The 24,835-nt window shown below is 57.8% G+C and carries 27 protein-coding genes; 18 read left to right on the top strand and 9 right to left on the bottom strand.

Going from position 1 to position 24,835, the window contains the following annotated elements; translation table 11 throughout:
* The first annotated feature begins 82 nt into the window (after window positions 1-82).
* Both VHE58_02340 and VHE58_02335 read left to right on the top strand, forming a co-directional pair.
* Window positions 83-568: a YajQ family cyclic di-GMP-binding protein gene (locus VHE58_02340; protein ID HVS26132.1), complete on the top strand. Its 486-nt coding sequence runs from the start codon at window positions 83-85 to the stop codon at window positions 566-568.
* Between the two features lie 76 nt (window positions 569-644).
* On the top strand, window positions 645-1,886 hold the full coding sequence (locus tag VHE58_02335; GenBank protein ID HVS26131.1) for a magnesium transporter: 1,242 nt from the start codon (window positions 645-647) through the stop codon (window positions 1,884-1,886).
* Here the strand turns inward: VHE58_02335 and VHE58_02330 are convergent.
* Window positions 1,876-2,583 carry a type 1 glutamine amidotransferase gene (locus VHE58_02330; GenBank protein ID HVS26130.1) on the bottom strand — a complete coding sequence of 236 codons (708 nt, stop codon included), beginning with the start codon at window positions 2,581-2,583 and terminating at the stop codon, window positions 1,876-1,878. The two genes, VHE58_02335 and VHE58_02330, sit on opposite strands and share 11 nt — an antisense overlap.
* A 234-nt stretch (window positions 2,584-2,817) precedes the next feature.
* Here VHE58_02330 and VHE58_02325 point away from each other — a divergent pair, with 234 nt between their 5' ends.
* On the top strand, window positions 2,818-3,525 hold the full coding sequence (locus VHE58_02325) for a TIGR02281 family clan AA aspartic protease (protein ID HVS26129.1): 708 nt from the start codon (window positions 2,818-2,820) through the stop codon (window positions 3,523-3,525).
* A gap of 7 nt (window positions 3,526-3,532) precedes the next feature.
* Here VHE58_02325 and folE2 read toward each other — a convergent pair whose 3' ends face one another.
* The 3 genes from folE2 to VHE58_02310 all read right to left on the bottom strand — a co-directional run bounded on the left by folE2 (window position 3,533) and on the right by VHE58_02310 (window position 5,618).
* Window positions 3,533-4,381 (bottom strand): GTP cyclohydrolase FolE2, encoded by an 849-nt coding sequence (gene folE2 / locus VHE58_02320; GenBank protein HVS26128.1) that lies wholly within the window; start codon window positions 4,379-4,381, stop codon window positions 3,533-3,535.
* Window positions 4,382-4,501: 120 nt separating this feature from the next.
* Window positions 4,502-5,398, bottom strand: a complete 897-nt coding sequence (locus tag VHE58_02315; GenBank protein HVS26127.1) for a farnesyl diphosphate synthase — start codon at window positions 5,396-5,398, stop codon at window positions 4,502-4,504.
* Window positions 5,385-5,618 carry an exodeoxyribonuclease VII small subunit gene (locus VHE58_02310; protein ID HVS26126.1) on the bottom strand — a complete coding sequence of 78 codons (234 nt, stop codon included), beginning with the start codon at window positions 5,616-5,618 and terminating at the stop codon, window positions 5,385-5,387. The genes VHE58_02315 and VHE58_02310 overlap by 14 nt, the downstream gene beginning before the upstream one ends.
* 474 nt (window positions 5,619-6,092) lie before the next feature.
* Here VHE58_02310 and VHE58_02305 point away from each other — a divergent pair, with 474 nt between their 5' ends.
* The 15 genes from VHE58_02305 (at window position 6,093) to VHE58_02235 (ending at window position 22,297) form a co-directional block, all read left to right on the top strand.
* Window positions 6,093-7,196, top strand: a complete 1,104-nt coding sequence (locus VHE58_02305; GenBank protein ID HVS26125.1) for an aromatic ring-hydroxylating dioxygenase subunit alpha — start codon at window positions 6,093-6,095, stop codon at window positions 7,194-7,196.
* 51 nt (window positions 7,197-7,247) lie between these two features.
* Window positions 7,248-8,126 (top strand): DMT family transporter, encoded by an 879-nt coding sequence (locus VHE58_02300; GenBank protein HVS26124.1) that lies wholly within the window; start codon window positions 7,248-7,250, stop codon window positions 8,124-8,126.
* Complete coding sequence (locus tag VHE58_02295) at window positions 8,123-8,470, top strand: STAS/SEC14 domain-containing protein (GenBank protein HVS26123.1); 348 nt, start codon at window positions 8,123-8,125, stop codon at window positions 8,468-8,470. The genes VHE58_02300 and VHE58_02295 overlap by 4 nt, the downstream gene beginning before the upstream one ends.
* Window positions 8,471-8,475: 5 nt before the next feature.
* Window positions 8,476-9,315, top strand: coding sequence for a sulfurtransferase (locus tag VHE58_02290; protein ID HVS26122.1), 840 nt, complete (start codon window positions 8,476-8,478; stop codon window positions 9,313-9,315).
* A 7-nt stretch (window positions 9,316-9,322) separates the two neighbouring features.
* Window positions 9,323-9,691, top strand: a complete 369-nt coding sequence (locus tag VHE58_02285) for a DUF2784 domain-containing protein (GenBank protein ID HVS26121.1) — start codon at window positions 9,323-9,325, stop codon at window positions 9,689-9,691.
* Window positions 9,688-9,903 (top strand): hypothetical protein, encoded by a 216-nt coding sequence (locus VHE58_02280; protein HVS26120.1) that lies wholly within the window; start codon window positions 9,688-9,690, stop codon window positions 9,901-9,903. Before VHE58_02285 ends, VHE58_02280 begins: the two co-directional genes overlap by 4 nt.
* A gap of 2 nt (window positions 9,904-9,905) precedes the next feature.
* Entirely contained in the window at window positions 9,906-10,484 is a 579-nt protein-coding gene (locus VHE58_02275; protein ID HVS26119.1) for an NUDIX hydrolase, read from the top strand.
* Window positions 10,481-11,713 (top strand): efflux RND transporter periplasmic adaptor subunit, encoded by a 1,233-nt coding sequence (locus tag VHE58_02270; GenBank protein HVS26118.1) that lies wholly within the window; start codon window positions 10,481-10,483, stop codon window positions 11,711-11,713. Before VHE58_02275 ends, VHE58_02270 begins: the two co-directional genes overlap by 4 nt.
* Before the next feature lie 61 nt (window positions 11,714-11,774).
* A complete protein-coding gene (locus VHE58_02265; protein ID HVS26117.1) occupies window positions 11,775-12,473 on the top strand; it encodes an ABC transporter ATP-binding protein in 699 nt (232 codons plus the stop codon).
* A 491-nt stretch (window positions 12,474-12,964) separates the two neighbouring features.
* Window positions 12,965-14,122, top strand: coding sequence for an ABC transporter permease (locus tag VHE58_02260; protein HVS26116.1), 1,158 nt, complete (start codon window positions 12,965-12,967; stop codon window positions 14,120-14,122).
* Between the two features lie 125 nt (window positions 14,123-14,247).
* On the top strand, window positions 14,248-15,414 hold the full coding sequence (locus VHE58_02255; GenBank protein ID HVS26115.1) for an ABC transporter permease: 1,167 nt from the start codon (window positions 14,248-14,250) through the stop codon (window positions 15,412-15,414).
* Between the two features lie 18 nt (window positions 15,415-15,432).
* Entirely contained in the window at window positions 15,433-16,206 is a 774-nt protein-coding gene (locus VHE58_02250) for an endonuclease/exonuclease/phosphatase family protein (protein ID HVS26114.1), read from the top strand.
* Window positions 16,207-16,785: 579 nt separating this feature from the next.
* The gene (locus VHE58_02245; GenBank protein ID HVS26113.1) at window positions 16,786-18,081 is read left to right on the top strand and encodes a TolC family protein; all 1,296 of its coding nucleotides are present in this window, start codon (window positions 16,786-16,788) and stop codon (window positions 18,079-18,081) included.
* Complete coding sequence (locus tag VHE58_02240; protein ID HVS26112.1) at window positions 18,078-19,226, top strand: efflux RND transporter periplasmic adaptor subunit; 1,149 nt, start codon at window positions 18,078-18,080, stop codon at window positions 19,224-19,226. The genes VHE58_02245 and VHE58_02240 overlap by 4 nt, the downstream gene beginning before the upstream one ends.
* Window positions 19,223-22,297, top strand: a complete 3,075-nt coding sequence (locus tag VHE58_02235; GenBank protein ID HVS26111.1) for a CusA/CzcA family heavy metal efflux RND transporter — start codon at window positions 19,223-19,225, stop codon at window positions 22,295-22,297. The genes VHE58_02240 and VHE58_02235 overlap by 4 nt, the downstream gene beginning before the upstream one ends.
* A gap of 189 nt (window positions 22,298-22,486) precedes the next feature.
* Here the strand turns inward: VHE58_02235 and VHE58_02230 are convergent, their stop codons facing one another.
* The 5 genes from VHE58_02230 to VHE58_02210 all read right to left on the bottom strand — a co-directional run.
* Window positions 22,487-22,918 carry a hypothetical protein gene (locus VHE58_02230; GenBank protein HVS26110.1) on the bottom strand — a complete coding sequence of 144 codons (432 nt, stop codon included), beginning with the start codon at window positions 22,916-22,918 and terminating at the stop codon, window positions 22,487-22,489.
* Window positions 22,915-23,373 carry a hypothetical protein gene (locus VHE58_02225; protein HVS26109.1) on the bottom strand — a complete coding sequence of 153 codons (459 nt, stop codon included), beginning with the start codon at window positions 23,371-23,373 and terminating at the stop codon, window positions 22,915-22,917. Before VHE58_02225 ends, VHE58_02230 begins: the two co-directional genes overlap by 4 nt.
* A gap of 330 nt (window positions 23,374-23,703) precedes the next feature.
* Entirely contained in the window at window positions 23,704-23,955 is a 252-nt protein-coding gene (locus VHE58_02220; GenBank protein HVS26108.1) for a hypothetical protein, read from the bottom strand.
* A gap of 168 nt (window positions 23,956-24,123) precedes the next feature.
* The gene (locus VHE58_02215; GenBank protein ID HVS26107.1) at window positions 24,124-24,345 is read right to left on the bottom strand and encodes a hypothetical protein; all 222 of its coding nucleotides are present in this window, start codon (window positions 24,343-24,345) and stop codon (window positions 24,124-24,126) included.
* 114 nt (window positions 24,346-24,459) lie between these two features.
* On the bottom strand, window positions 24,460-24,835 hold a 376-nt coding region (locus VHE58_02210), incomplete at its 5' end, for a hypothetical protein (protein HVS26106.1).

The following is a 24,835-nucleotide window of genomic DNA, read 5'->3' as shown; positions in this document are numbered from 1 at the left end:
TGTGATCTCTGTGTCCTCTGTGGCTGAAGATTTTTGGTTTTTTCTGTCCACCGTGCGGTGATTGCGGGTAAAGGAATGAATCATGCCGTCATTCGACATCGTCTCCCAAGTCAACAAACAGGAAGTAAAAAACGCGGTAGACCAGTGCAACCGCGAAATATCCAACCGTTTCGACTTCAAGGGCTCGGAGGCCCGGGTGGAACAGAACGAATATGTTCTTAGCGCTTTCGCCGACGATGAATTCAAGCTGGGCCAATTGCTCGACGTGCTGAACGGCAAGCTCGCCAAGCGCGGCGTCGACACCCGCTGCATGAGCAAAGGCTCCATTGAAAATATCAGCGGCGGCAAGGTCAAGCAGATCCTCACCCTCAAGGTCGGAGTGGAGACCGAGCTCGCCAAGAAAATCGTCAAGCTTATCAAGGACAGCAAGCTTAAGGCGCAGGCGGGCATCCAGGGCGACGCGGTGCGCGTCACCGGCGCCAAGAAAGACGCGCTGCAAGAGGCCATCCAGCTGGTGCGCAAATCTGTCACCGACTTCCCGTTGCAGTTCATTAACTTCCGGGAGTAGACAGCGCCTGCTACTTCTCTTACGATTGCCCGGAATAGTCTGGTGTTATTCCAAATGCATTCAAAGGGAGTTGAACATGCGCAAACAACAAGTGGCAGCAGCCCGGGAATGGACCGAAGAGCGGCGCAAGGTCTTGCTGGTGGAAATTAGGCAGCGGCCCGCGCACGAAGCGGTCAAGCTCCTAAAAAACAAACCTGCCGATCTCGTCGCCAAGCTGCTCATCGAGCTTAACCCGGGCACCACCCAGTCGCTACTCCAAGAATTTTCCAGCAGGCTGGCCGAGGAGGTTCTCAAGGCCGCGCCTCCCGAATACGCACGTCAGTGGCTGTGCAACAAAGCCTACCCCGAAGGCAGCCTCGGCAAGCTGATGGATCCGGCTTTTGCCGTATTCAGCCCGCAACTCACCGTAAACGAAACCATCAAGAAACTGCGCCACTTGATTAAAACCGTCTTCATCACCTACGGCTATGTTACGGATGAAAGCGGCAAACTGCTTGGCATCATCACCATGCGCGACCTGTTGTTCGCCGAAAAATCACAACGGCTGGAAGAGCTGATGCTGAGGGACGTGTTTTTCCTAAAACCGGAGATGCCCTTGGCGGGCGCGATGAAGCTCGTCCTCAACTACCATTTTCCGGTGTATCCGGTGTGCGACGAACAGGGACACCTGGTGGGGCTGGTGCGCGGACAGGCGATGTTTCTGGCCGAAGCGTTTGAAATCAGCGCCCAGCCCGGCATCATGGTCGGCGTGGAAAAAGAGGAGCGACTTTCCACGCCCTGGCTGAGCAGCTTCAAGTTCCGCCATCCCTGGCTGCAGTTCAACCTGCTCACCGCGTTTCTTGATGCCGTGGTGGTCGGGCTGTTCCAGGACACGCTGGACCGGCTGGTCATTCTGGCACTGTTCCTGCCGGTGCTCGCCGGGCAATCAGGCAATACCGGCTGCCAAGCGCTGGCAGTCACCCTGCGCGGCATGACCCTGGGTGAACTCAAGGCGGGCCAAGAGAAAGTGCAGGTCACGAAAGAAGCCTGGCTCGGGCTATTGAACGGAACTCTTGTCGGGCTGACCGCCGGCATCGGGATGTACATAACCGGAGTGCTGCAAAGCAATCCTCACGCTGTCTTACTGGGTTTGGTGGTGTTTCTCGCTATGGTGGGCAGCTGCGTCGCCAGCGGTATTTCCGGCGCCATGGTGCCGATTACCCTGAAAAAACTGGGGGCCGATCCGGCGGCAGCGTCGAGCATTTTCCTCACTACCGCCACCGACATTACCAGCATGGGGCTGTTACTGTGGCTTGCCACTGTGCTGATCAAGGCGTAAGCCCCTTGAGCCAGCGGCGGTAAAGCCGGTCGGCGACGCGGTGCAGTTTGGAAATGCGGGTAGGCAAGTCTGTTTGCATGGCCTGTGCCGACTGCACCGCGGGGCCGGGGCTCGAGGCGATTTCGCGCGCCCCGGTTTCACACCAGCTTTTAATCAGTTCCGGCGTCATTTCCACATGGCATTGCAAACCCAGATGCTGGCCCAGCACAAACGCCTGGTTTTCGCACCAGGGACTGGAAAGAATGCGCTCTGCTTGTTGCGGAAGGGTGAAAGTTTCGCCATGCCAATGAAACGACAGGAACGATTTGAGCGAATCACCCAGCCAGTCTCGGGCCGCGGGATTGTCCTCCACTTTCACTTCACCCCAGCCGATTTCCTTGACCGGATTTTTGGTGACCCGCCCGCCCAGGGCTTTGGACATGAGCTGTCCGCCCAGACAGTGGCCAAGCACCGGAATCCCTTCACCCGCGGCGTGTCGAATCAGGGCGAGCACCTGCCGAATCCACGGCAAATCGTCGTTGACGCTCATCGGCCCGCCCATGAAGACGAGCCCGCAGTACTCCTGCGGCTGCCGCGGGACGGCCTCGCCCACGTCGATCTTGATAAGCTTCCAGGGAATCGCGTGATTTTCAAGAAATGTGGCAAAATAACCTGGCCCCTCGCTGGGCGCATGGCGGAAAATAGCAACGGGTTTCACTGCGGAGTTTCTATGTTTAGCAAATTAGCCAATAAGGAGCCTCTGATTAAGTCCTCCGCGAATTGCGTTGCTGGCAAAATGCGGATGGATACGAGGCGCGCGACGAAGGTCGTAGCCGGAACTACGACACCGAGGAGCGCAACGACGCAGACGCCGCATTTTACCGCAACCCGGAGGGACGGGGCTTGTTCGGGCGGTCTGCTTTGTCGCTCGGCTTGCCAAGGGGAATGGCCATTGGCTGCGCCTCGCTTCGCGCATCCCATCCCGGAAAGCCGCCGTCGCAACCGCGTGGGACTTAATCAGAGGCTCCTCAGTCTGACTTGCCTGCTTTTCCTATTCATCCCGGGCCTGGCTTCCGCCATGGATGTGAACGTCGTCGGGCTTTTCCCGGGCAAGGTGGTGGTGACCATCGACGGCGGCAAACCGCGCACCTTGAGCAACGGCCAGACCTCTCCGGAGGGAGTGAAACTGATCAGCGCCAATTCCGAATCAGCGGAATTTGAAATCGACGGCAAGCGGCAGGTGCTGGGCCTTGGCCAGGCCATCACTGCGAATTTTGCCGCCACCGAAAATGCCAGCGTCACTCTGTTTGCCGACTCAAACGGACACTTTTTTTCGGAAGGCAGCGTCAACGGCGCGCCGGTAAAATTCCTAATCGATACCGGCGCGACCATGATTTCGATTTCCAGCGTTGAGGCCAAGCGGCTGGGCATCAATTACCTCAAAGGGCAGCGCGGCCTGGTTTCCACCGCCAACGGCGTTGTTCCGGTCTATACGGTGAAGCTGGACGAGGTGAAGCTTGGCGACATTTCCATGAACAACGTCGATGCGCAGGTACACGAAGGCAATGCCCTGCCGCTAGCGCTGCTGGGAATGAGCTTCCTGAACCGCGTGGAAATGAAGCGTGAAGGCACGCAGATGACGCTGATCAAACGGTACTGATCAGCTTTTAGTTTCCGCTGACCGTCTGGATGTACCCATCCGCCATGCTGTGCTTTTTCTTGTCGCGCTGAATCAGCGCGTAAGCCGAGTGGTTGTGGATGGATTCAAAGTTCTCGGACTCGACGACATAAGCGTCGATGCGCTTGTCTTTATTGAGCTTTGACGCGATGTCGCGCACCATGTCCTCCACGAACTTGGGATTGTCGTAGGCGCGTTCGGTCACGTACTTCTCGTCGGGACGCTTAAGCAGGCCGTAGAGCTCGCACGACGCACTCTTTTCCACGTAGCGCACGATTTCCTCGATCCACACGAAGTCATTGGTGCGCGCGGAGAGCGTCACATGCGAGCGCTGGTTGTGCGCCCCGCGCTCGGAAATCTTCTTCGAGCAGGGGCACAGGCTGGTCACCGGCACCACCACCTTCATCAGAAACCGGTATTGGCCGCCTTTGATTTCACCGACGAAAGTCACGTCGTAATCAAGCAGGCTTTCCACGCCGGAAACCGGCGCCGCCTTGTTGATGAAATAAGGAAAATTCATCTCGATATGCCCGGCTTCGGCTTCCAGTTTCTCCACCATTTCGCGCAGGATGGCCTCGAAGGATTCCACCGAAATTTCGCGCTCGTGGCTGTTCAAAATCTCCACGAAGCGCGACATGTGCGTGCCCTTGAACCTGTGCGGCAGGTCCACGTACATGTTGAACGTGGCGATGGTGTGCTGCACACCCCCGCTCTTGTCGGCCACTTTCACCGGATGGCGGATGGCCTTGATTCCCACCTTGTCGATGGAAAGATGGCGCGTATCGGGCGTGCTTTGCACGTCCGCTATGGCGGAAACCACGGGGTCGGGATAGTTCATGTTTAATCCTTTTCGCCTTTAATTCACTCGAGCATTATAGCGCGGTCCAATCGTTGAATAAACCACTCGTGTATTGCCTGTTTATGACCGGCTGCCCGCGCCGGGGTTCAATCCGGGAAATCAGAACTGCCGCAATACAATAAAGTCGGCCAGCTGGCGCAGACGGTTCGCACTCACGCCAAAACCCTCGAGCGCCTGCATTGCATCGCCGCGCAACTGGCTGGCGAGTTCGCGCGCCGCGGCCGCGCCCACGATGCTCACATAAGTCGGCTTGTTGCTGTCGGCATCCTTGCCCGCGGTCTTGCCCAGGGTCGCGGTGCTGGCTTCGGCATCGAGCACGTCATCCACCACCTGGAAAGCCAGGCCTATGCATTTGGCGAAATGGTCGAGTTTGTTGAGCTGCTTCTGCTCGAGACTGTTGCCGCAGTGGACGCCGAGCAGCACCGCGGCGCGAATCAGCGCCCCGGTTTTGTGGATGTGCATGAATTCGAGTTCAGGCAGCGTCAACGCTTTGCCGACGCTTTCCAAATCCACCGCCTGGCCGCCGGCCATGCCGCGCGAGCCGCTGGCGGCGGCGAGCAGCTTCAGCATCTCCAGTTGCCGCGCCGGGTCATCAGCCAGCCGGTATTCGGAAAGAAGCTGAAACGCCAGGCTTTGCAGGCTGTCGCCGACGAGGAGCGCGGTGGCTTCGTCGTATTCGACATGGCAGGTGGGCTTGCCGCGCCGCAAGCTATCATCGTCCATGCACGGCAGATCATCGTGCACCAGCGAGTAAGCGTGGATCAGTTCCACCGCCGTAGCGGCAATCACCACCCGCTCGGGATCGGCGCCGGCCAGCTCGCCGGCAGCGAAAGCCAGCAGTGGCCGAACCCGCTTGCCGCCGCCCAGCACCGCGTAGCGCATTGCCTGGTGCAGGCGCTTGGGCGCCACATCCGCGGCGGGGAGCAGCGACCCCAGCGCGGATTCGGTGCGCGCCTGCCTGTCGCGCGCCCATTCCTGAAAGTCATCCGTTGGTATCGTCGGCACCGGAGAAATTTTTCAGCGTGTCGGCTTCGAGAATTTTGACCTGCTGCTGCGCTTTAGCAAGCGCGCCCTGACAGTATTTGAGAAGCTCCGCACCGCGCTTGTAGGCGGTCAAAGACTGTTCGAGCGGCAGCTGCCCCGCCTCCATGCTGGCGATGATGCTCTCCAGCTCGGTGAGCGCGGTTTCAAAGGTCTGGGGTTTGGTTTTGGCCATTAGGGAACCTCTGATTAAGTCCTCCGCGAATTGCGTTGCTGGCAAAATGCGGACGTATGCGAGGCGCGCGACGAAGGTCGTAGCCGGAACTACGAGGCCGAGGAGCGCAACGACGCAGACGCCGCATTTTACCGCAACCCGGAGGGACGGGGCTTTCCGGGCGGTCTGCTTTGTCGCTCGGCTTGCCAAGGGGGTCTGGCCATTGGCTGCGCCTCGCTTCGCGCATCCCATCCCGGAAAACCGCCGTCGCAACCGCGTGGGACTTAATCAGAGGTTCCTTAAGAGAAAGTAACGGGGGCGAACGGTAAAAATAGCGCACTCGCCGCTCGTTGGTCAATGAAAAAACTTTAAAGAGGGCGATAAAAATCCTTGCACTTTGCCCGGTTTTCCTTAGAATAGCGCCAGTTTATAGGCAACCGGCGTTGGGGGTAATGGTTTCAATACTTATGCTTTGCCAATATGGGAGGCGTGGACATGTCTAATCTGGCTCAAGTTTCGGCCTTGACCGCGACCGAGTCGCAGCTTCCGGTCAGCTGGTATTTCGATCCGCGCATTGCCGAAGCCGAAAAGGCCCTCCTGTTCGACGCCGGCCCGCGCTATATCGGCCACCAGCTGATGGTCCCCAACCTCGGCGATTACCATGTTCTCGACTGGTTGAACGACTCCAAGTCGCTGGTACGCAGCGAGAACGGCATCGGGCTGATTAGCAACATCTGCCGCCACCGCCAGTCGGTGCTGCTCAAGGGCCGCGGCAACTCCAGGAACATCGTCTGCCCGCTGCACCGCTGGACCTACGCGCTGGATGGTAAATTGCTGGGCGCCCCGCATTTCCCAGCCACGCCCTGCCTGAATTTGCCGAAAACCGCGCTGCAGCACTGGAACGGCATGCTGTTTGCCGGCCGCCGCGCTGTGGCGCAAGACCTCGCCAAACTCGGCGTAATGAATGAACTTGATTTTTCCGGCTACCGCTTCGACCGGGTGGTGGTCGTGGATTATGCCTTCAACTGGAAGACCTTTATCGAAGTCTATCTTGAGGATTACCACGTCGTGCCCTATCACCCCGGCCTCGGCAGCTTCGTCGACGCCAGCGACCTGAAATGGGAATTCGGCGAGTGGTACAACGTCCAGGTCGTCGGCGTTAATCAGAAACTCGCCAAGCCCGGCACCTCGGCGTATGAAAAATGGCATCAAGAGGTATTGAAATACCGCCACGGCGAAGAGCCGCCGCATGGCGCGATCTGGTTCACCTATTACCCGAACATCATGGTCGAATGGTATCCGCATGTGCTGGTCATCAGCACCGTCCACCCGCGCGGGCCGGAAGCCTGCACCAATGTCGTCGAGTTCTATTACCCTGAGGACATCGTCCTGTTCGAACGCGAATTCGTCGAAGTGGAGCAACGGGCTTACAATGAAACCGCCGTTGAAGACGAGGAAATCTGCCGGCGCATGACGCAAGGCCGCAAGGCGTTGTATCTCGCCGGCGAGAACGATGCCGGCCCCTACCAATCGCCTATGGAAGACGGCATGCAGCACTTCCACGAGTTTCTGCGGCGGCAACTCGCCGGCCAGATTTAGCATGGTGTATTCCTCTCCTCACCCCTTACTCCTCACTCCTCACACTTCTTGATGCAATCCCTGTGGATGCTGGCAGCGGGCCTGCTGTTCGCCTGCATGAGTGTGTTCGTCAAACTGGGCGCGGCACATTTTTCCAGCGCCGAATTGGTGTTTTACCGCTCCGTCATCGGGCTCGCGGTAATTTACGCGATTACCCGGCACCAGCGGCTGCCGCTTGCCACCCGGCACTGGAAAATGCATCTGGCGCGCAGCCTTTCGGGTTTCGTCGCACTCCTTCTCTACTTCTACGCCATTAGCGCCCTGCCGCTCGCCACGGCGGTTACGCTCAATTACACATCACCGCTGTTTCTTGCGCTGCTGACCACGTTGTGGCTCAAAGAGCGCGCGCACTGGCTGTTGGTGCTGGCCATCATCCTGGGATTTGCCGGAGTTGTCCTGCTGCTCAAACCCACGCTCGGCCGTGATCAACTCTTCGCCGGCTTGCTCGGGCTGGTTTCCGGCTTTCTTGCCGGCATCGCTTATTTCAATATCAAGCAGCTTGGAGAAATCGGCGAGCCTGAATGGCGGGTGGTGTTTTATTTCACCTTGTTGTGCACGGTCGGCGCGGGAATATGGATGCTGCTGAACACCTTCCACAGCGTGAACCGGGAAAGCCTGCTTATTTTGCTCGGGTTGGGCACGACCGCAACCCTGGCGCAGCTTGCCATGACTCGCGCCTACGGCAAGGGTAAGACTCTGGTTTCCGGCAGCCTTGCCTACAGCACGGTGGTGTTTGCTTCGCTGTTCGGCATGGTAGTGTGGGGGGAAATGCTGCCCGTTAGCGGCTGGCGGCATCCTCAGCATCAAGGCCGCGCCGCTGCGCGGCATGCCGGACGAATAACGTTGCCGCAGCCGCCGTTGTTGCCTAATATGAAAGAGAGGCCGCGATGATCTCAATCCAACATGCAGGCCACCTGGTCATCGCCAACGTTCTGGGCGAATTCACCCTTGCCGACTACCGGGAATTCGAAGAGCGCGTGCTGGAAAAACTGCGTTCCGGCAAAAAAGTCAACTTGCTGATTGATCTGCGCGACATGGTGCGCTACACGCTCGACGTGGCGTGGGAGGATATCCGCTTCACCCACAGCCACGAGCATGATTTCGGAAAAATCGCGGTCATCACCGACAATCAGTGGCTGACATGGAGCGCCTGGTTCTCACGTCTGTTCGTGGATGCCGATATCCAAGTGTTTGAGGACGACCGCGCGGCGCAGGACTGGCTTAAAGCCACTTGAATGCTATGGCCCATACCACACTTGTCTCGACCAGCCTGCTCGTAAAGCATCTCGATGATCCGCGCTGGGTGATTTGCGATTGCCGCCACGACCTTGCCGACCCCGGCGCGGGGCGCCGCGCTTACGTTGCCGCGCACATTCCTTCGGCGCGGTTCGTGAATCTGGATGCCGACCTTTCGGTGCCGTCCACCGGAAGCAATGGCAGGCATCCCCTGCCTTCGCCCGAAAAATTCTGCAAGACACTCGGCAAGCTCGGCATTGACCGCGAAAAACAAGTCGTGGCCTACGACAGCGCGGGCGGCGCGTTCGCCGCGCGGTTGTGGTGGATGCTGCGCTGGCAAGGACATTCCCGGGTCGCGGTGCTCGACGGCGGATTCCCGAAGTGGCTCGCAGAAAAGCGCCCCGCAAGCAGTGAAGTGCCGCGCATAAAGCCGGTCATGCTCGATCCCAAGCCGCAAAACAATTGGGTTGACGTACGCTTTGTCGAAACGCATCTGAAGCAAGGCGACATGCTTCTGGTTGACGCGAGGAGTCCCGAGCGCTACAACGGCATCGTTGAGCCGCTCGACCCGGCGGCGGGACATATTCCAGGCGCGCTCAATCATTTTTTCCAGAACAACCTCGATAAAGGCTGCTTCAAATCTCCCGAAGCGTTGAGACAGGCATTTTTGGAATTGCTTGACAAAACTGCGCCGCAAAACGTGGTGCACACCTGCGGCTCGGGCGTGACCGCGTGCCAAAATGTGCTGGCGATGGAAATCGCGGGCCTTCACGGTTCGAAGCTCTATCCGGGCTCGTGGAGCGAGTGGTGCGCCGATCCGCGGCGTCCGATGATTACCAAGTAACAAACCCGTGACCGGGCTCGCCGACCTTATTCTTGTAGTTCATTTCTGTTTCGTGCTGTTCGTAATCTGCGGGCTGTTTCTGATATGGCTGGGCGCGGCGCGGAGCTGGCGCTGGGTGCGCAACTTCTGGTTTCGCAGCGCGCACCTTGCCGCAATCCTCTTTGTGGCGGGAGAATCGGTCGCGGGTTGGGTCTGTCCCTTGACGGCTTGGGAAGACACCTTGCGCGGCGGCGCCGGCGAATCCAGTTTCATTCAACGCTGGGCAGGCCGGCTCCTTTACTACGATTTTCCCGAATGGGTTTTCGTCGCGGCGTACCTGCTGTTCGCCTTGGCCGTGGTTATTACCTTTATCAGGGTAAGGCCCGGGCGCCCATGAAGACTTTCTACACCGACCACTTCGTTTTGCCCTTGCCCGCCGGACCTGCAGGTGCCGCAGGCCGCAACCGACAAGGAAATCCTGCTTGCGCATCAGGCGATTATCTGCAACGCGTGCAACACGGCAGCTTGAGCGCGGGAGAAATCCGCCGCATCGGTTTTCCATGCGAGGAGCGCGGCAGCTTGCTGTATAATAAGTCCAATCTGGAATAAACATGAAATACTGCAGCAACTGCGGGGCACCCGTGCACTCGCTCATTCCTCCCGGCGACACCTTGCCGCGTTATGTCTGTGATGCCTGCGCCACCATCCACTACCAGAATCCGAAAATAGTGGTGGGCTGCATTCCCGAATGGAAGGACCGGATTCTCATGTGCCGGCGCGCCATCGAACCGCGCCACGGCTTGTGGACGCTGCCCGCCGGTTTCCTTGAAAATCATGAAACCGTGACGCAAGGCGCGGCTCGGGAAACGCTGGAAGAAGCGCACGCGCGCGTGGAAATCCGCACGCTGTTCGCGCTCTACAACCTGCCGCATATCAACCAGGTTTATATGCTGTTTCGCGGCAGGCTTCTCGACCTGGACTACCGGCCGGGGATGGAAAGTCTGGAAGTGCAGCTATTCGACGAGCGCTCGGTTCCCTGGGATGAGCTGGCTTTCCGCGCCATCCGCGAAACCCTGAAAGCTTATTTCAAAGACTGTCACAACGGCGCCTTCTCTCTGCATATCGGCGACATTCTGCCGCCGCCAAGCGCCGAAACCGCCCAACTCGAAACCATTTCGCAGAGAATATGAAAAACGCGGTGCCTGAGGAAGATCTGGCCAAGCTCAAAATCAGCCGCGGCTATGCGCCTGCAAGCTCCATAGCAACCAAAGATAAAATCAGGCGCGCGCTGCTGACCGCTGTTGCTGTCTCGATTGCCGCCGGCATCGCACTTTTTTATTTCAGCACCGCGCCCATTGCAGTCGAGCCGGCCCAGGTCACCAGCGCCTATCCTTCGCAGCAATTCGCGCTGCTCAACGCCACGGGTTATGTAGTGGCGCAGCGCAAGGCGGCGGTTGCTTCCAAGGCCACCGGAAGACTGGAATGGCTGGGCGTCGCCGAAGGCAGCCGCGTCAAGAAAGACGAAATCATCGCCCGGCTGGAAAACCGCGACATGGTGGCCAACATGGAAAACGCGGCGGCGGCGGTCCGGGTCGCCAAAGCCAATCTGCAACAGGGCGAAGCGGAATACCGCGACGCCGAGCGCGCGTTCAACCGCGCCCGGGAGTTGCTGACGCAGAAATTCGTCTCGCAGTCCAGTGTGGATACGGCCCAGGCGCGTTTCGACAAGGCGGCAGCGGGATTAAGCGGCTTCAAGGCGGCAATCAGCGCGGCCGAAGCCCAGCACCGGTCGGCGCAAGTCGCGGTCGAGTACACGCTGATCCGCGCGCCGTTTGATGGCGTGATTTTGTCCAAAACCGCGAACGTCGGCGATGTAGTCACGCCGTTTTCCTCGGCGCTCGACGCCAAGGGCGCGGTGGTGACCATGGCCGACATGTCGACGTTGGAAGTGGAAGCGGATGTTTCGGAATCCAATCTGCAGAAAGTCCAGGTCGACCAGCCCACTGAAATCCAGCTTGATGCGCTGCCGGACCTGCGCTTCCGCGGCGTGGTGAGCCGCATCGTGCCGACGGTGGACCGTTCCAAAGCCACTGTCATAACCAAGGTGCGCTTTGTCGATCCCGACCCGCGCATTCTTCCCGAAATGAGCGCCAAGGTGAGTTTCTTGAGCCAGGAGCTTAATCCCGAGCAGCAAAAACCGCGCACCGTGGTGAATCTTCAAGCGCTGGCCACCCGCGAGGACAAAACCGTCGCGTTCGTAATTCGCGACGGCAGAGTAAAACAGGTCGCGGTGGAAACCGGCGGCCGCATCGGCGACCTGCTGGAAGTGAAGCAGGGCCTGCAGTTCGGCGACAAGGTGGTGTTGAATCCCTCCGACAAACTCGCCGACGGCGCCGCGGTGAAACTGGTACCCAAATAACACTTCTTTCCCTCCCCCTTGAGGGAAAAGGTCAGGGTGAGAGGGATTGCAAGAAGCTTCCATGAACCCGTCCAGCGTCGTCGAGATAAAAAACGTCAGCAAATCCTACCAGCGCGGCGAACAAGTCGTTCCCGTCCTGAATGACATCAGCTTCGATATCCTCGCCGGCGAATTTCTCGCACTGATGGGCCCTTCCGGCTCCGGCAAAAGCACGCTGCTTAATCTCATTGCCGGAATTGACAAGCCCGACACCGGCGAAATACACGTTGACGGCGAAGACATCACCAAACTTTCCGAATCGGAACTTGCCGACTGGCGTGCCGCCCACGTCGGTTTCGTGTTCCAGTTTTATAATCTCATCCCGGTCCTCACCGCATTCGAAAACGTCGAGCTGCCGCTCCTGCTCACGCCGCTTTCCGGCAGGCAGAGAAAACAGCATGTGGAAACCGCGCTGGCCATGATGGGCTTGCACGACCGCATGTACCATTATCCTTCGGAACTCTCCGGTGGCCAGCAGCAGCGCGTGGCGATTGCGCGCGCGGTGGTCACTGATCCGACGATACTGGTGGCGGATGAGCCGACCGGCGATTTGGACCGCGTCGCGGCGGAAGACATATTAAACCTGCTTGGGCGCCTCAACCGCGAGCTCGGCAAAACCATCATCTTGGTTACTCACGACCCGCACGCCGCGGAGAAAGCGCATATCATTCGTCACCTGGAAAAAGGCGTGCTGGACGCAGCAGAGGTAGGGAACCTCTGATTAAGTCCCACGAGGGCGCGACGCTGGCTTTTCGGGATAGCGCCGCCGCAGGCGGAGCCTCGGCAGTGCGACCCGGAGGCGGCGCTGCGCTCGCTCCCCTGCGCACGTTCCGAGGCGCGACGGTCCGCGAGCGCACACGCGAAGCGAGGCGCAGCGAATGGTTGACCCCCCTTCGCCAGCCGAGCGACAAAACAGATCGCCCGAGAAGGCGCCCCGGACTCGGTCTTGCGAAGCGTGGTGCGGGCAGGGGCGCAAGCTGCCGCAAGAATCACTGTTAAACGGGGCGCTCATGCTGCCGCTCCCGCACCCCAGCTTCGCTGACCGTGTCGCGGCAGCCGTCCCGACCGGGTTTCGGCGAAATGCAGCGCTTGCGTCGTTGCGCTCCTTGTGCTTAAGCTACGGCTAGGCACCTTCGTCGCGCGCCTTGCAATCATCCGCATTGCGCCAGAAACGCGCTCCACGGAGGACTTAATCAGAGGTTCCTTAAGCTGATGTATCTGCTCAAACTCGTCCTCCGTAACACACTGCGCCACAAATTGCGCACCGGACTGACGCTGCTGGGCATCGTGGTGGCGATACTGGCATTTGGCCTGCTGCGCACGGTGGTGAACGCCTGGTATGCCGGCGCGGAAGGGACATCGTCGGCGCGCCTGATTACCCGCAATGCCATTTCTCTGGTGTTTCAGCTGCCTCTTACCTATCAGGAGAAAATCCGCAAGATTCCGGGCGTGGCCGGCGTTTCGCACGCCAACTGGTTCGGCGGCGTTTATATTGCCGAGAAAAATTTCTTTCCGCAGTTTGCCATCGAGGCGCCTACCTACCTCGACCTCTACCCGGAATACATTTTGGCGGAAGACCAGAAGAAAGCCTTTCTCCTCGACCGCAAGGGCGCAATCATCGGCAAGAAGCTCGCCGACCAGTTCGGCTGGAAAGTCGGCGACGTGGTGCCGCTGCGCGGCACGATATTCCCCGGAAACTGGAGCTTCACCATTCGCGGCATCTACCACGGCGCCGAGCAGAAAACCGACACCTCGCAGTTTTTCTTCCACTGGGATTACCTGAACGAAACCCTGAAGCGCACCGTGCCGCGCCGCGCCAACAGCGTCGGAGTGTATATCGTCGGCCTCAATCATCCCGAGCTCGCCGCCGAGGTGTCGCAGGAAATCGACCAGACCTTTCACAACTCGCTGGCGGAAACGCTGACCGAGACCGAAAAAGCATTTCAATTGAGCTTCGTATCCATGACCGAGGCGATCCTGGTCGCGATTCAGATTGTCTCGTTCGTGATTATCGTCATCATCATGGCGGTGATGGCCAACACCATGGCGATGACCGCGCGCGAACGCAGCGCCGAATATGCTACGCTGAAAGCATTGGGGTTCACGCCGCCGTTTCTGGCCCGGCTGATTTTCGGCGAATCGCTGGCGATTGCAGCGATAGGCGGCGCGATCGGAATCGCCTGCACTTTTCCGGTGGCCAACGCTTTTGGCGATGCCATGGGCGCACTGTTCAAGGTTTTCTACGTGTCCTGGCAAACCGTGGCGGCACAACTTGCCGCGGCTATTCTGGTGGGCGCGGTCGCGGCCATTCTCCCCACCTGGCGCGCCAGCCGTGTTGCCATCGCTGACGGGTTAAGGAACATCGGCTGATGCAATCACGCAGAAACAAGTGCTACAAATGCCCGTTCGCCCTGAGCTTGTCGAAGGGCGTTCATGATTCGACAGGCTCATCACGAACGCCATAGATGATATTCTTAATTTAACAGTTTGTACTGATGCATATTCCCTATTCCTATTCGCTGCGCAACCTGTGGACGCGCAAGCTCACCACTGCGCTCACCGTCACCGGCATGGCGCTGGTGGTGTTCGTGTTCGCCACCGTGCTGATGCTCGCGGAAGGATTGAAAGTCACGCTGGTGCAGACCGGCTCATACGACAACGCGGTGGTGATCCGCCGTTCTTCGCAGACCGAAGTGCAAAGCGGCGTCGATCGCCCTTCGGCGGCGATTATCGAAACCCGCCCCGAAGCGGCTTTCGGCGAAAATGGCGAACGTCTCGCGTCAAAGGAAATCGTGGTGCTGGTCGCCATGCCCAAGCGCGGCAGCGACAGCCCGGTCAACGTCATCGTGCGCGGCGTGTCGCCGACCGGATTGAAGCTGCGCCCGCAGGTCAAACTCGCCGCCGGCCGCATGTTCCGCCCCGGCTCTTCCGAAATCGTGACCGGGCGCAGCATCAGTGAGCGCTTCAACGGCGCCCAAATCGGCGGCAGCATGCGCTTCGGCCTGCGCGACTGGACCGTGGTCGGGGTAATAGATGCCGGCAATAGCGGCTTTGATTCCGAAATCTGGGGCGATGTCGAGCAATTGATGCAGGCGTTCCGCCGCCCGGTGTTTTCCTCGGTGATCGTCAAGCTCAATGACCCGGAAAATTTCAGGAGTTTCAAACAGGCGGTTGAAAGCGATCCGCGGCTGACGGTGGAAGCCAAGCGTGAATCGGTGTTCTACGCCGAGCAATCGGAAATGCTGTCGCGCTTCATTCACATTCTCGGCATCGTGCTGAGCGTGATCTTCGCCATCGGCGCAACCATCGGCGCGATGATTACCATGTACACCTCGGTCGCCAACCGTACAACCGAAATCGGCACGCTGCGCGCGCTGGGTTTCCGCCGGCAGAACATCCTGCGCGCCTTCCTGGTGGAATCGCTGCTGCTGGGAATAATCGGCGGGATGATCGGGCTTGGTTTTGCTTCGCTGATGCAGTTTCTGTCCATCTCCACCATGAACTGGCAAACCTTCGCCGAGCTGGCTTTCGGTTTCAAGCTCAACGCCGGCATCATTTTCAAATCGCTAGTGTTTGCATTGGTAATGGGCTTTGCCGGCGGCTTCCTGCCCGCCGCCCGCGCCGTGCGCATGAACATTGTAGAAGCGCTGAGAGCGGCTTAGCGCTCCCCTCCTGCCCCCATGAGCACATTCAAAGTCCTGCAGTTCAACATGCAGTTCGGGCAAAGTTGGGACGATACCTATCCCGACCACGCGCCCATCAACCTCAACCTGACGATCGCCGAAATTCGCAGCCATGACGCCGACATCGTGCTGCTGCAGGAAGTGGAGCAGGTGCGGTCCGGCGACGTGCAGCCCGACCCTCCGCCCAATTACACGCGGCTGCGCACAGCGCTCGGCGGCTACGACGGTTTTTTCTCCTACCCGAAAGCCGACCCCGGCGAACTACCCTTCGGCATCGGCCTGGCCATCTTCTCGAAGACGCCATTGCACGACACCCTGCGGCGTAACCTGCCGTCGCCATCGGTTGAGTTCGAATTCCACGGCGAAAAAAGAACGCCCACCAACCGCCTGCTCATCGGTGCAAAGACCACGCTCGCTGGCCGCGAGCTCCGGATATTCAATACGCACTTGCTGGCGTTTTTCATGCTCAAGTCGGGCAGCGAGGAACACATCGGCCAGCGCCAGCTCGTCATCGAGCAGCTGTGCGCCTCGGAGGGCCCCACGTTGCTCGGGGGCGATTTCAACGTCAGCAGGCACGACTCGCTGGTGCGGCAGTTTGCTGGCGCCGGTTATCACACAGTGCAGACCGAGGAGGTCACCTGGCGTCGGCGCCCTTACGTGCTTGACCACATTTTTTATAGCCGGCATCTGCGGCCGGTGTGCCACGCGGTGAAGCCGACGCCCACCTCCGACCACCACGTACTCGTGGCGGAGTTCGAGTTCGCAGACTGAACTGCCAGTGGCGTCGTGTTCTAAGTATGAGGGTGCATGGGCTTAGATTAAAATACAGTGCCTGCGCCGTTCCCCTGCCAACGGGGATGAATCTGGGCACTGGATAGAGTATGCAGCATTGTCCTGATTGGCTCCCCGACCGGGGCAAAACTGGGCACTGGTCGGAGTCAAGCACACAGTCAGAGACGACTTATTTCTGAAGAATGTCATTTCCCACCTCCGTTCCAGAACTCAAAGCTGATTTGCTCGCCATCAACGCGGCGCGCATGAACATCGTGGATACGCCAAAGCGGCCTAGTAAACAAAAAAATAATTCGTCTCTACCCCTCAAGGTCACTTTTGTCTGACGATAGCACCCCTTGGCAAAAGTGGCCCAGCCTTTATGCGTTTAGACAATCTGCAGTTATAATAAGACGCCTAAACCACCTAGTTATTACCAACAATGTTTTACAATATGCCATAGTCGTCAGCAACAGCTTACATCCCCTCGATTTCAGTTATTGACGCGTAGGTTGTCAGCATGCTGCAAGCTTGGTCATTATGATTCGTGACATAACAACGACGTGACGTGTGATTAGGATGAGACTCTTCTGCGCTTGCTTGTCTGTTCGCCGGTTGAGCCGAGCTTTATTATGCAGTGTAATCGGTTTAACTGCTGCACAGTCTTCGCCGAGCGCCGCGCTTACCCTGGCTGAAGCTGAAAAGTTGTTATTGGCAAAGAACCACGACCTCGCTGCCGCGCAACAAACACTTGAAGCCGTGGAGGCGAATGTTGTGGTGGCTGGCGCTCATCCCAATCCGACGCTTTCGGCGCAAAGCGTCAAAATCAGCCCGCAGCGTGGCGTGGGTTCGGGGCCATTTTACGATAAACCAAATGTTGATACGACGGTCAGCATTTCACAATTGATCGAGCGCGGCGATAAGGTGCGGTGGCGCACTGAAATCGCCAAAGGGCAAGCGATGGGTGTGCGTAATGACCTCGCAGACCTGCACCGTCAGTTGCGCTTGGCGCTCTACAGTGCTTATTACGACCTGAAGCTGGCCGAGGAGAAAGCGGCGCTTGCCCTGGAAACGTCCGGGCTGTACGCGCAAGCGCTTGCCGCTGCGGATAAGCGGTTGGCGGCGGGCGATATTGCCCCAGTCGAACGAGCGCGGCTCACGGTTGAAGCGTTGCGTGCGCAAAGCGACGCCGAGACCATTCGGGCTGACACCTTGCGTGCACAGGAAACGCTGGCATTGTTGATCGGCCAGGAAACGCAGGCGCAGAGTTTGTACGCCGAAGATCCGTGGCCCAACATATCCGGCATACAGCCATTGTCCGCTGAACAATTCGATGCGCTAGGTCGCCGTCCCGATGTACGCGCGGCCCAAGCGCGTATCGAAGCCGCGCAAGCGGCACGTGAACTCGCGAAGAGCCTGCGTACCCGCGATGTCACGCTGGGCGCGCAAGTCGAGCGTTTCCGTTTCGAAGAGCCGGGTGTGAGCTACGGATTGTCGGTCAACATTCCGCTCTTCGTTCATTACTATTATGAAGGTGAAATCGCAAGAGCCGAAGCTGACTACGGTGCCGCTCTCGTGGCGCGCGATAAAGTGTTAGCCACGGCCAAGTCAGAACTCGCTAAAACCTATGCCTCTTTACGCGCCGCGGCGGAACGCACGACGCGCATGCAGGAGTACGTGCTTCCGGCTGCAAAGCGAGCTGCGGACGGCGTGGAATTCGCCTATGCGCACGGCGCCGCCACCTTGACTGATGTGCTCGATGCCCGCCGCACACTGCGCGCGACATTGCTCGACCTAGCCAACGCGCGCGCCGATTACGCCAAAGCGCTTGCGGCCTGGATGGCGGCAACCGAATTGAAAACCGACACGCCATGATTCTGTCTACTCGACGTTTTTACGTCACTTTGTTGTTTGTCGTTGCATTGAGTGCATGCCACAAGACTCAAGAACCACAGGCCCCACCGCCACCGGCCCTTACCGGCGAAACGATTACCTTCGCTGCCAACAGCCCGCAGCTCGCGGTGATTAAATCGGCGGTGGCGGAACCAACGACGGATGTGCAATTAAGATTATCGGGACGCCTAGTCCTCAATGAAGAACGTACCGTGCGCATATTCCCGCCGGTGGCGGGCCGCGTAACACGGATACTCGCGGTGCCAGGAAAAATCGTGCAAGCCGGTGAGACGCTGGCACTGATTTCTTCACCGGACTTTGGTCAAGCGCAAGCCGAGTCGCGCAAAGCAGCAGCGGACCTGGCGCTAGCCGAAAAAAATCTGGAGCGCATGCGCGAGCTCCATGCAAATGGCATCATCGCGACCAAAGATTTGCAAACGGCCGAGGCAGACGTGGCGCGAAGCAAGGCAGAGCGTGAACGCACGCTCGCACGCGAAAAACTCTATGGCAGCAGCTCAAATATCGATCAGCAGTTTGCGCTCAAGTCTCCGCTCTCGGGCGTTGTCGTCGAACGCAACCTCAATCCAGGTCAGGAGGTCCGCCCGGATCAATCGCAACCCGGTTCGCCTGCACTTTTCGTCGTCAGCGATGTAACGAAACTCTGGTTCATATTGGATGCGCCCGAAGCGTTGCTGCCGTTATTGAGGCCCGGCGTGGCTTTGACGCTACGTCCGAACGCGTTACCTGGTGAAACATTCTCCGGCAAGGTTGAGTGGTTGAGCGATGCAATCGATCCTGCGACTCGTGCACTACGGATGCGCGGGAGCATCGATAATCGCGAGCGGCGCTTGAAAGCCGAGATGTTTGTCACGGCTAAAGTGGCGCTTCCCTCAGAAACAAAGCAGACCATCGCAGTACGTATCCCGGCGGATGCTGTTTTGCTCATCGGCGATAAGCGCTACGTTTTTATCGATGAAGGCGACGGCCGCTTTCGCCGTCAGCCGATTGCCGCTGACGAACTAGGCCCGCGTTGGGTGCTCGTTCGTGATGGCCTTAAAACAGGACAGAAGGTTGTGACGGAAGGCAGCCTCTTGCTGCAACAACTCCTGGCGGGCGGCAGCAAATGATTCGCCGCCTGGTCGCCTTTGCAATCGAACAACCGCTGTTCGTGCTGCTGGGCCTGCTACTCTTCATCGGCAGCGGATTGATCGCCTTCAAGAATCTACCAGTCGAAGCGTTTCCGGACCTCTCTGATACCCAGGTCACCGTCATCACGCTCTATCCAGGTCGTGCCGCTGAAGAGGTTGAAAGGCAGGTTACGATACCACTCGAAATCGTGCTTTCGGGCATTCCGAACGCGATTCGTGTTTTTTCTCACACCCAGTTCGGGCTGTCGTTCATCATCATCACCTTTAATGACAAGGCGAACGACTACTTCGCACGTCAGCAGGTTATAGAACGGTTACGCACCGCCGATCTGCCAGAAGGGGTAAAGCCGGATCTTGCTGCACTGTCGTCCCCTATCAGCGAAATCTATCGCTATCGTTTGCGCGGCGATCATCTCTCTACGCAGGACTTGCGCACCCTGCAAAACTGGGTCATGCAGCGCCAGTTACGAACCGTTCCCGGGGTGGCTGACATTGTGACCTTTGGCGGGCCCAACAAGCAATATGAGGTGCAGCCCAACTATGCCAAGCTGCGCGATTACAAAATCAACTTGCAGCAGCTGTTTCAAGCTTTACAGCGCGGGAGTTCCAACGTGGGCGGCGGTTATGTTGAGCAAGGCCGGCAAACTTATCTATTACGCGGCATTGGGCTGCTGCGCTCCGCCGACGACATTGGCGAGGTTGTCGTCGCCGAGAAAAATAATGTGGCCGTACGCGTGAAGGATGTAGCGGATGTTCGCATTGGCTCTCTGCAACGACAAGGGATGTATGGCAAAGATGACGAAGACGACATCATCACCGGCCTGGTGCTGATGCGTAAGGGTGAAAACCCTTCGGAAGTGCTCACCGCAGTCAAACAGAAAATTGCCGAAATCGAGCGCACGCAACTTCCGAAGGGTGTCAAAGTTGAACCCTACTACGACCGGCAATGGTTGATTGATAAAACACTGACTACCATATTCACCAATTTGATGGAAGGTGCGTTATTGGTGTGCGTGGTGATGTACCTGTTTCTCGCGAACTTTCGCGCTGCGGCGATTGTCGCGGCTGTCATTCCGTTGTCCTTGTTGGGGACTTTCCTCGGTTTGAGCCTCATCGGTTTGCCCGCCAATTTGCTATCGCTGGGAGCGATGGATTTCGGCATCATTGTCGATGGTGCGGTGATTGTGGTGGAGTATGTTCTATATAATTTGTCCAAACATCCTCCGGGTACGCATGAAAATCGCGGCCGCGCTATCCTGCAGGCCGTTGTGGAAGTCGGACGGCCGATGTTCTTTTCGATGATCATCATCATCGCGGCGTATATTCCGATCTTCGCGCTGCAGCGGCACGAGGGCCGGATCTTTTTTCCGATGGCGTTTTCGGTCACTTCGGCCTTGATCGCCTCCTTGTTGATATCACTCACGCTGATACCGCTTTTGTGCCATATGTTCTTGAAGAAGGGGCTGCCGGCGGGTGAGAACCGCCTGATGCAAATCGCGAAGCGCGTCTACGAGCCCGCGCTCAAGTGGTCGCTTGCGCATCGCAAAGCGGTCGTGGGCACCGCGGCAATTGCGCTCATCTCCAGCATCGCTACGGCGCCCTTCTTAGGCACCGAATTCTTGCCGGAACTCAACGAAGGGTCGATCTGGATCAATTTATTTCTCGAACCATCAGTTTCGTTGTCCGAAGCCGCGCGGCAAACACGCAGCCTGCGTGAAGCGGTAAAAAGCGTGCCTGAGGTAAGCACCGTGATATCCAAGCTCGGACGTCCTGACGATGGCACCGACCCGAAGTTGCTCAGCATGGTCGAGGCGCTGGTGGAATTGAAACCGGAATCGCAATGGCGGCCCGGCGTCGGTAAGCGTGAAATCCTGAATGAAATGGAGGCGGCGCTGGTGAAGATCCCTGGCTTCAAACCGAGCTTTTCGCAGCCGATCCGCGACAACGTATTGGAAAACATTTCGCAGATCGATGGCCAGATTGTGATTAAAGTGTTTGGTGAAGATTTATCGGCCTTGCGCGAGCAAGCGCAGGCCGTATTCAACGCAATCAGCGATGTGGAGGGTATCGCCCGCGCCTTTATCGATCGCCAAGGACAAATTCCACAACTCCAGATCGACATCGATCGCGCACAAGCCGCGCGCTACGGCCTCAACATAGCCGATGTGCAGGATGTGATCGAGGTCGCTCTCGCCGGCAAAGAGGCCACTCAACTCTGGGAAGGGGAGCGCCGTTTCTCCGTTGTCGTCCGCCTGCCAGAAAGTGAGCGTGATATCGCGCGTTTGGGGGAGGTTCCCGTCGCCACGTCGAGTGGTGCGTTTATACCGTTAGCCTCGGTCGCCACCTTTCGCCAGACCAGCGGCGCAATGGATATCGCGCGGGAGAACGGTTCGCGCGTAATGGCGATCGGCGTGTTCATCAAAGACCGCGACATGGGCAGCGTCGTCGCTGACATGCAGAAGAATGTCTCTGAACAGGTAAAGCTGCCTGCCGGTTACCACATCAGTTGGTCGGGCGAATTTGAGAATCAAGAGCGTGCCATGGCACGGCTTTCCTGGGTCGTTCCTATGTCGGTCTTGGTCATCTTCTTGCTGTTGTTCGATGCATTCAAGTCGCTCAAGAGCGCGGTGCTCATCATCGGTAACATTCCACAGGCGTTGATCGGTGGCGTTTTCGCTCTGCTCTTTACCGGCATCCCGTTATCCGTATCGGCGGCGATCGGCTTCATCGCACTCTTTGGACAAGCGGTGCTGAATGGCGTGGTGATGGTCGCTTACTTCGACCAACTGCGCGAAGCCGGCAAAGAAACGTACGAGGCCGTGGTCGAAGGGGCGATGCAACGTTTACGCACCGTGCTGATGACCGGTTTGCTCGCGATGCTCGGTTTGTTGCCGATGGCCTTATCGACCGCTATCGGCTCTGAAACGCAAAAACCGCTCGCCGTCGTGGTAATCGGCGGCTTGGTCACGGCGACGCTTTTGACTTTGCTGGTGCTGCCAACGCTTTACCTTTGGGCCTATGAGAACCACAAGAGAACCGCGCTAGCCTGAAATTCTATCGGGAGCAAAAAGGGTCAGAGTCAAATTATTTTTCATTTCAGAACTCAAACCCTACCTGCGCCGCGCGCATGAACATCGTCGAGTCGCTGCGGGCGACATAATCCTCATCGGAAATTCGACACCGAATGGGCGATAAGCCGCGCTGGCTTACCCGCCAGCGGCGTCGGTTTTATCGCCTTGTTAGACGTCGTCCTTCGTTCCTGCTGGAGCCTGTCGCGCTTCGACCCTGGGTGCGGTGATCTGCTCGACGATCACTTCGTACGTCCCAAGAATAGTGTCTCCGAACCGCGTGCTCACTTTGAGTACACCTGGATTAGGGATGACGAGCCCTAGAATGTGAAGCGTAGATCGGTTGCGGAGCTTTCCTTGGAAGTCGATAGCGAGAGAGCTGTTGAGGAGCTCCGTCTCGCCAATCGACAGCTGAAATCGGACTTCGTGTTGCGCCGGTTCATCACGGAGCCTTTCAAAGAGCGCAAAGACGTCCATCTTTTGCATGAAGAAGGGAAAGTCTACCGATTCCACGCTCTCCAGAATGTTGAAGACATAGATGCCGCCTTGGTCTGCGTCGCGAACCACCCCCTGTGAGCAGAGAAGAAGCTTGCAGGTGATCATAGATTAGCTTTTGGTTGAACTTTGGGCCTGGGTATTCCCGTGCTTCCGGAACTGATGGATGCATCCGTGCCCAGGCGCACGGTGGGAACCTTAAGGTTCCTGACGGTGATTTGATGAACCTGTCCCGCTGGCATCTTCGCAAGATACAGGTCTCGTGTCGCAGCTGCCCAGTCCAAGCTGGTCAGATCAAGCAAGCGTAACAGCGAAGCAGCTTCCCGCGGATCTTGAGTTAAGATCACCAAGCAGACGTACGCAGCTGCCACATCGGCTGCAGTGCGATTTTTCGTCGTCACGTGCTGGTGGTATTCAGCGACGAGTTGGTCACCGCCCATCGCAGTCGCGAGATACTGTACTGCCGGCAAGCGGCGCAACCGCTGGTACAGATATAGTGGCGTGTCGGAGACTAGGTCTGTCTCACGGAACTCCTGATGAATCGCTCGGGCGTCGATGTTCATGAGCGAACGGGGTTTTTCTCGGCGACGTAATCAATAGTCGTGCTTTGAGCCACAGAACCCCCCTTATTTACAACTTTGTACAATCTAATAAGGATTGTACCAACCCTCTTGTCTGTCGTCACCTGACCCCGATCCCTTCGTTGTGTTTTGTATCGGGGGCGTGATGCCGCCTAACGACTGCGATGAGCGGCGCCGCCGACGCTGTCGCCTAGCATCGTCGTCAGTTACCAGCGTCCGCTCGACCTCGACGTTAGGCAAATTGTCGCCGCAGAACTGCCACAACGATGCCCGACGTCCTTGTTTGAATGCGCCGTTCGACCGTGTTTCTTCTTATCCCTTGTTCCCCGGGCATTTCTTTTCGAGGATGCTGCTCAACACCAGAAGAGTTACCGGCCAAAGTCCTACAAAGATTCCCCACCGTTCCGCGTGAGCTTCCATTATGGCCGCTTTCAGCGCGGGGTCAGCGATATTGCCCATGACCTGCCTTCCCATTTCAAGATTCGCACCGAAATACCACATCAACCACGCCAGCGGGATGGAAACAATTCCCAGCCAGAACACGACTTGACATAAGATTTTCATATCTTCCTCCTTTTGCAGTTGATACTGTAATCCCATGTTCTGCTGCTCGCAATATCCCTCAAGGACAGGCCTCTGCTTTTTTTATCTCTTCTTAACAAGAATTAAACGGCCTGAAAGCCGTCTTTAAATACGGCCATTGCAACATACGGTCTCATCTTAATTTGCGAATTAGCGCTCGCGTCCCGCCTCGTGCAGGGTTTTTTGAACGGGCAAGAGCAAATACTCCAGTATGGTGCGGCTGCCCAAATTGATTTCAGCGCTGACCTGCATGCCCGGGCTCAACTGGTATTTTGCGCCGTCCCGCTCAATATACGGTGCTTTCAGAGACACGATTGTCCGAAAGCCGCTTTGCACCGGGTTGTCCTCTGCAATGGTCGGATATCGACCCAAAGCAGCCGTTCAATTCTTGGCTCAGCGGCGGAGATCAAGTTGATGCAGGGTGATTGATTGACGCAACAGCCCGCCCGATGCGGGTTTTTTTAATATCCTTAAGGAATTCTTTTGCTAGAAGATACTGGTTCCAGCACAATCCACGCTGGTGGCCCCGGTCGTCTTCCAAAGATTCGGGGTTCCGCCTACGGAGCAGTTGGCGACGGCGGCCGTGCCTTGTGCGGCAAACATGAAGGCGCCACGGAAAGGATCGCCGTCATCAACTTTTCTGTCCACCTCGGACAAAATTTCTACTGGAATCTGGTTTCCAGACTTGAGGTTATGCTTTTTTGGTTGTGTTGCATAGCCGGCCGCACCGGGATCGCCATAGATGCTGTCGTAACGCAGATCGACGAAAGCACTGTACGGATTTGAGGGGGTATTATTAACGGTTGCCGCGCCTGCGGCATAAGTGTAGCTGCCATTGATAAAGCCCGATTTTGATAAATGT

The sequence above is a fragment of the Burkholderiales bacterium genome (assembly GCA_035543335.1).
Taxonomy (GTDB): Bacteria; Pseudomonadota; Gammaproteobacteria; order Burkholderiales; family JAHFRG01; genus JAHFRG01.
Note: the sequence above shows the minus strand (reverse complement) of the source record. Positions and strands in the feature narration are given on the sequence as shown.